The sequence below is a fragment of the Mesorhizobium sp. M7A.F.Ca.ET.027.03.2.1 genome (assembly GCF_003999175.1).
Taxonomy (GTDB): domain Bacteria; phylum Pseudomonadota; class Alphaproteobacteria; order Rhizobiales; family Rhizobiaceae; genus Mesorhizobium.
On the sequence record NZ_RZOM01001249.1, the window covers coordinates 1 to 1,586 of the forward strand.

The window sequence follows — 1,586 nt, forward strand, 5'->3', positions numbered from 1 at the left end:
GCAATCCGGTGCCCCATTTCCACCAGCAAATCCGCCAGATGCACGGCGATCAGGAACTCATCCTCTACGATCAGGATGTTCCTTGCTGGACGCGTCGCCACTATTGCCACCCAAGAGCTCCCGTCCCGCGGGCATGGGTGCATCTATGATGCAAACAACGCCGGAGGACTTATAGGCAACGCTCACACTACCGCGCAGTTCCGCAGCGAGAGCCTTCTCGATCAGGCGCGAGCCGAAGCCCTTGCGCTTCGGCGCGCTTACCGGCGGGCCGCCGCTTTCTTCCCAACGCAAGGTCAGTCGACGATCCTGACCTTCTCCTTCAAGGCGCCAGATGATCATGACATGTCCGTCCTGGGTAGAAAGCGCGCCGTATTTTGCGGCGTTGGTGGACAACTCGTGCAACGCCATTGAAATCGCAAGCGTCGCACTCGGGGTAAGCTGGATGTCGGGACCTTCAATCCGGAACCGGGTGCCACTCCCGGAATGAGATTTGACGGTATCGGCGACAAGCTGATCCAGTTTCGCACTGGTCCAGCTTTCGCGAGTGAGTACGTCGTGTGCCTTTGCCAGATTGATCAGCCGGGACCCGAATGCGTTCCGCGCCTCTTCCATGGTCAAAGCATTACTCAAGGTCTGGGAAGCGATGGACTGGATGACCGCCAGCGTGTTCTTGACCCGGTGATTAAGCTCACCGATCAGGATCTTCCGATGTTCGTCGGCGCGCCGCCGCTCGGTCATGTCGCGTGCGATCGTAGATGCTCCGATGACCTTGCCTTGGCCATCTTCAAGCGGTGAAATCGTCAAGGATACCCAGACCAGGCTTCCATCCTCGCGCCGGCGGACGGTTTCAAAGTGCTCGATGTGCTCTCCTCGACCAAGGCGGTCGAGAATATCCGCCTCTTCGCCGTGGCGATTGGACGGGACCAAGGTCATGATGGATTTGCCCACGATTTCGTCCGGCGAGTAGCCGAACAGGCGTTCAGCGCCCTTGTTCCAGCTCGTTATCAAACCCTTGAGGTTTTTGGCTATGATAGCGTCATCGGAGGATTGGACGATCGCAGCGAGCCGCTCCGCAAGCGCCTCGGCCTGCTTACGCTCGGTGATGTCCACCAGCATGTTTACCGCGCCGGTGACTTCGCCAGAGGCATCGCGAAGCAGGGTTGGATAGGAAATGTAGGGTACACGAGTACCATCCGGCCTCTCGCACACCGCCTCCGCTCCTCGCTTTACCTGCCGCTTTTCCTTCAGGGCCGTGGCCAGTGGGGTCTCGTCGTGCGGCAGCAAGTTTCCTTCCGGTGTGTAGAGCCGCCAGGAACCATTCCATCGATCCGAACCAAGTTTCGGCTCGCGGCCCCAGAGTCCGACGGCGGCCGGGTTGTAAAAAGTAAGCCGACCCGAGGCGTCGGTTGTGTAGACCGCGTTCGGTAGAGCTTCGATTAGATCGCGGAGGCGCTTTTCGCTTCGCATGGTCTCGTCTTCGCTCTGCTTGCGCTCGGTGATATCGCTGAAAGTGACCACCACGCCTGCAATCCGGTTGTCGCGGGTGCGGTAGGGCAACATGCGCCGCTGGTACCAGCGGCGCATGT

General features: G+C 59.6%; 1 protein-coding gene. It reads right to left on the minus strand.

Features of this window, described 5'->3' with window-relative positions:
- Positions 1–57: 57 nt before the first annotated feature.
- A partial coding sequence (locus tag EN750_RS33500; protein WP_127399209.1) for a PAS domain S-box protein occupies positions 58–1,586 on the minus strand: 1,529 nt, incomplete at its 5' end.